This is a genomic window from Rhodoferax sp. UBA5149 (genome assembly GCF_002413825.1).
Lineage (GTDB): Bacteria > Pseudomonadota > Gammaproteobacteria > Burkholderiales > Burkholderiaceae_C > Rhodoferax.
The window spans coordinates 1-5,394 of sequence record NZ_DHXT01000217.1 but is presented as its reverse complement, the minus strand read 5'-3'; the positions used below and the strand labels follow the sequence as shown (position 1 = coordinate 5,394).

At 58.6% G+C, this 5,394-nt stretch carries 3 protein-coding genes; all 3 read left to right on the top strand.

The genetic code is table 11. The features are described 5' to 3' along the window. Positions 1-208: 208 nt before the first annotated feature. The gene (locus B3V69_RS19450; protein WP_296449070.1) at positions 209-2,440 is read left to right on the top strand and encodes a carotenoid biosynthesis protein; all 2,232 of its coding nucleotides are present in this window, start codon (positions 209-211) and stop codon (positions 2,438-2,440) included. 172 nt (positions 2,441-2,612) lie between these two features. Then, on the top strand, positions 2,613-4,244 hold the full coding sequence (locus B3V69_RS19445) for a diguanylate cyclase (protein WP_296449065.1): 1,632 nt from the start codon (positions 2,613-2,615) through the stop codon (positions 4,242-4,244). A 74-nt stretch (positions 4,245-4,318) separates the two neighbouring features. Then, the coding region (locus B3V69_RS19440) for an NAD(P)-binding protein (RefSeq protein WP_296449063.1) at positions 4,319-5,394 on the top strand (1,076 nt) is incomplete at its 3' end.

Sequence of the window (5,394 nt, the reverse complement as noted above, 5' to 3'; positions counted from 1 at the left end):
GAGGTGTTCGAGCCCGTGTCGGCGAATGGCCGCGACTCATCCAATGCGGGAAATACCACGAATGACGCAGCGCCCGCCACGGCCTGCGAGGCATCGACGGAGGTCCAGGGCTTAGACTGAGCACCTAGGCAAAGCCCCGCGGCAGGTTCTGCGGGGCTTATTTTTTGTCAATTTTTCCTTGCCCCGACAGGACCTCGACAGGACTTCCATGAAATCACTGCTTGCCGCCATCCCCAAGTTGAGCTACGCCTTATTCGCTGCATTTTTGGTGGCGATGGCCGTGCGCAGCAACAGCGAGACCACCGTCGCCATCGTTGCCAGTTCGCTGTTGATGTTTGCTTGTTGCTGGGCCAACGCCAGTCACTTGCTGGGCGTTCGCGCGGCACTGAAGTTTGTCCTTATCGCTGTGGCCTTCGGCTGGTTCGCCGAGCAAATGGGTGTTTCGCGTGGCTGGTTTTTTGGCCGCTATGTCTACACCGATGTGCTTGGATGGCGCTTGGGCGACGTGCCCGTTGTCATCCCGCTGATGTGGTTCGCCCTGTGCTACGCCTGCTATGTGATCGGCAATCTGATCGTCTGGCGCAGCCCCCTGCACGGCTCGCCACGCCTGTCGGATGCCGTGTTCATGTCGTTTCTGGCAGCGATGCTCGTCACAGCGTTTGACCTGGGTGCGGACCCCTACATGGTCTACCAGCTCAAAGCCTGGATCATGACAAGCACCGACGGCTGGTGGTTTGGTGAAACCATTCAGGGCTTCTTTGGCTGGGTAGCCGTCGCTTCCTCGATCCTGTTCAGCTTCCGCGTGGCGGTGCGCAACCAGACTTTGCGCCCACTCGCTGATTTCAGCAAATGGCATGCCTTGTTGCCGCTGTCCCTGTATGCGAGCGCGATGTTGTTTCAACTGTGCGTCGGCTACCCAATGGAGACCCGCACGATTGCCGTCTTTGCGATGGGCATCCCCATACTCTGTGCCTTGGCCGGTTGGCACCATTGGAAGTTATTGCCTGCTGCCGACCCAGTCGAAAGCCTGGTTTCCAAGGCCCGATTGGCGCACATGCAGTACCTGGCCGATCCACTGGCAGACTCGACCATCGCCAACATCCTGGGCCCGTGGCCCCTATCGCCGGACGCCGTCAGTCAGTCAGAGCACTGGCAGAACATAGCGCAGGTGAATCGCCAATTTGAGCAATGGACAAACAATCGGAGCCTGATGAATTGGCAGTCGGCTGATGCCACACTCAGCCCGGAAATCAGCTTGGCCTTGCAGCAGTATTTACAGGCCGGGCAAGTGCTGCCCGCCTGGGCCGACCGCGCCAAGATCGCACGCGCCGAGGTCTTGTTTATGGATTACGGTGCACTCTCCTGCTCGCTGCTGTTTTGTTCCAGCCTGCCGGAGTGTTACGTCATTCCCGATCTGTCCGCCGTGCTCCATGTGGCGGGGCAATTGGAACAACATACCGACCACCGCATCCGTGCCACCGCCGCCATGGTTTTCCCGGTCATGATGAAAGGCGGCCTGGGTCAGCCAGACGGTAGTGGACTCGCGCAAATACTCAAAGTACGATTGATCCATGCCACGATTCGCAACCTGATCCTGCGCGGCAGCCCGCAAGCCGCCATGCACGCCTTGGGCGATCAGCAGCACGTGAAGGGTGCCGGTGTGCTGGCCCCTTTATCCCTACCAGGAACTGACAGCATGTACCAGTCTTTGTTGGCCCATGGCTGGAAGTTGGGTGAAGACGGCCTGCCCTGCAATCAAGAGGAGCTTGCCTACACCTTGCTGACCTTTGCCTATGTTTTTTTACGCAGCATGCGTCGGTTGGGGCTGGGTTTACCTCCAAGCGACGAGGAGGCCTATCTGCACGCCTGGAATGTGGTGGGCCACGTGCTGGGCATCAGGCGTGAGTTGATGGCGGATACCATGACCCAGGCCGAAGTCTTGTTCACGCAAATGCAAGCCCGCGGCCGCGCCAATCCGGTCAACCCCGACGCACGTCCGGCATTGGGTGAGGCCTTGATGAATGTGATGGAACAAGCCATCCCTTTTCGCTTGTTGAAGCCTTTTCCGGCGGCCATGACGCGCTACCTGTGCGGGTCGCCTAGCGCTGGCGACATCGGCCTGACTGGCCGTGTTCCGTGGCTGACGCATGGCTTGTTCGTGCTGTTCATGCTGACGACCAGAATCATCGACGGCGTGGTTCGTCTGGTTTTCCCTGAATTTTCTATTTCCAGATTGATTACCCGAGTGCTGGGCTACCACTTCATGAGCCAAATATTGCTGGACCAAACCCGTCCGCTTAAACTACCGGAACATTTGCTGAACGACATCAACAGCGCGATGGATGCCTGGGGTCATGATCCAAAGGCCCCGCACTGGTTGAATAATCTGGAAGATCGAATGACCAAACCGGGCAAGTGGAATGTGCCAACGACGACGTAAAAGATCTGCCGTGCTCTTCGGACACGGCGGGTCTGCGACACAATGCACGATCATGCGGTGCATGCTCGTGCTCTGCGCCCTTTTTTGGCTTGGCGCGCCAACGCTGGCACGGTCAGCACCCGCCCCCATTTTTCTGGATGAATTGAATCCCGTGGTTCAGGCGTGGCCCTCGGTGACGGTACTCCCCGATTCGCAAAAGAGCCTCAGCATCGATGAAGTCATGGTGGCCGCGGACCGGTTCATGCCACCAGAAACCGCCTATGGCACGCTCGGATTGCGCAAGGATGCCGTGTGGCTGCATATCCCGATCTCGGTGTCCAGCCAAGGTGATGGCCTTTGGGTATTGGATATAGATTACCCCGTTCTCAATCGTATTGACGTCTACCTTACCCACGACAAGACCGTCGTTGAGAAAGCCCGCCTGGGCAGTTTGCAGCCCTATGGTCAGCGATCCATTCGCGGCCGCTCGCTTTCTTTTGGCTTGAAGCTGAAAGCGGGGAGCCATTACGATTTGTACTTGCGCGTCGAAAGCAAGGGCGCGCTGATATTGCCCATCACGCTGAGCAAACCTTCAGAGTTCCACGCCAACGCGCTGGCGGAGCAAATGCTGCAAGGCTTGCTCACCGGCCTGGCTCTGTGCCTGCTGGTGTACAGCCTGGCACAGTGGTTTACCCTGGGCGAGCATCTGTACCTCAAGTATGCCATCCTCGTCTGCGGCAGCCTGCTGTTCTCACTGCTTCAATTTGGCGTGGGCGCCCAATATGTGTGGCACGGAAATTCGTGGATGGAGCTGCATGTCGCCGGTTTATCCGCACTGATCGCCGCCACCGGCTCCTTCCTGTTTATCGAACAAGCGCTGGCGGGACCTGACGTCAACCCATGGATCAGTCGGCTCATGAAAGCGGGTGCCGGTTTCACCGTTTTCTTTGCCTTGTGCTTCTCCTTTGACTTGATAGACGTTTATTTCGTCACGGCCATCATCAGCACGCTGGGTCTGGCGCCCGCCCTGCTGGGTATGCCGGGTGCCATTTCGCGGGCGCGTCGTGGTGAAAGCGTGGGCATCTATTTCTTGCTGGCGTGGGCGGTCTATTTTGTGACGACCGCGATTTTGATTGAGGTGATCAAGGGCCGAGTCGGCGTGAGCTTCTGGACCATGCACTCCTTCCAATTTGGCGCCACCTTCGACATGTTGGTATTCATGCGGGTGCTGGGCTTGCGCACCAAAGCCCTGCACACGGCGGTCAAGCATGCCACACGCGAACGTGACAGTCTGGACTCGCTGGCCCACACCGATCCGCTGACCGGCTTGCCCAATCGTCGCCGGCTGAATTCTTCGATGGCGGAGGCCATCCGGCACGCCGGACCAGGAAAAATTGTCGCCGTGTACATGCTGGATCTGGATGGGTTCAAGCAAATCAACGACCGCTATGGTCATGACGTCGGCGATGAGCTGCTGATCGCCGTTGCCGCTCGCCTGCAAGCCAATGTGCGTCACAGTGACGTTATCTCGCGTCTGGGCGGCGACGAATTCGTGGTGATGTCCACCGGTTTGAATAGCGCGCGGCAAGCCGCTGAACTTGGTGAAAAACTGATCAAGGCCTTCAACGATCCCTTTGCCTTGACCGAGCACAGCTGCCGCATCGGTCTGACGATAGGCTATGCGCTGGCGCCACTGGACGCAGGCGACGCCATCAGCCTTCTCAGGCGTGCAGATGCCGCCATGTATGCCGGCAAAAATGAAGGCAAGCATTGCGTGCGCCGCGGCGATGGCTCAGAAAGTTTGCATCAACCGCTGCTCGGTTGATGGCAACCATCCCGACCGGTTGCAACAGAGGTCGCGGCGCAGCAAGCTCCTGCTTTGGCTAAAGAAGGAACCCCATGAATCTGCAAACAGACTATCTTGTCATTGGCGCGGGTGTGACGGGCCTTTGTTTCACGGATGAACTCGTGACCCGCCGCGATGCGCACATCACGCTAGTCGACCAGCGAGATGCCCCTGGCGGCCACTGGAACGACGCCTATTCGTTTGTCAAGCTGCACCAGCCCTCACTGTTTTACGGCGTTGAATCCAAAGCGCTTGCCGAGTACCGCATCGATGAGACAGGCCCGAACAAAGGGTTTCTCAGTCTGGCGGAAGGCCCCGAAATCACCAGCTACTGCCACAGTGTGATGAGGGACCGCCTGTTGCCTTCGGGACGCGTTGACTACCGGCCCCTCACAACAGTCGAGTCTGATGGGAGCCTTCGGTCCATGCTATCCGGCGACCGCCATACGATCACGGTGCGCAAAAAGATCGTCGATGCGTCCTATTACACAAACTCTATCCCGCTAACGCACACCCGCAACTTCGACGTTGCGCCAGGGGTCACCTGCGTGCCGCCAAATGACTTGCCGAGAAGGGCGGCGTCCTTTAAGCATTACACCGTGCTAGGTGCTGGCAAGACGGCCATGGACACGTGCATCTGGTTACTTACCCATGGCGCGCCGGACCAAGCAATTACCTGGATCGTCCCGCGCGATGCCTGGTTCGTCAACCGCGCCAAGACCCAGCCGGGAGCCGCGTATTTCAATGAGGTTTTTGAGGGCTTCGCGGCCTTGCGTGAAGCCATCGCGATGGCGGCCTCGGCGCAAGACCTCGCGCACCGGCTTGAAGCAGCAGGCCTCTGGTTGCGGCTCGATCCGGAAATAGAGCCGACCATGTTTCATGCAGCCGCCTTGTCGGCGGGCGAACTGATAGAACTGCGGCGCATCTCCAACACGATTCGCTTAGGACGAGTCCTCTCGATCCGTGCCGATCGACTCGTCCTTGAGCGTGGCGAAATTCAAAGCCCGCCAGATTCCCTCTACATCGACTGCACGGCATCCGCCTTGCGTCCACGGCCACTCCTGCCCGTTTTTGACGGCAACAGGATCAATTTGCAACTGGTGCGGTTTCCGCAGATTCCGTTCAGCGC

Excerpts from the sequence above, each read along its gene's own strand:
- B3V69_RS19450 (WP_296449070.1), top strand. The coding sequence starts at position 209 with ATGAAATCACTGCTTGCCGCCATCCCCAAGTTGAGCTACGCCTTATTC.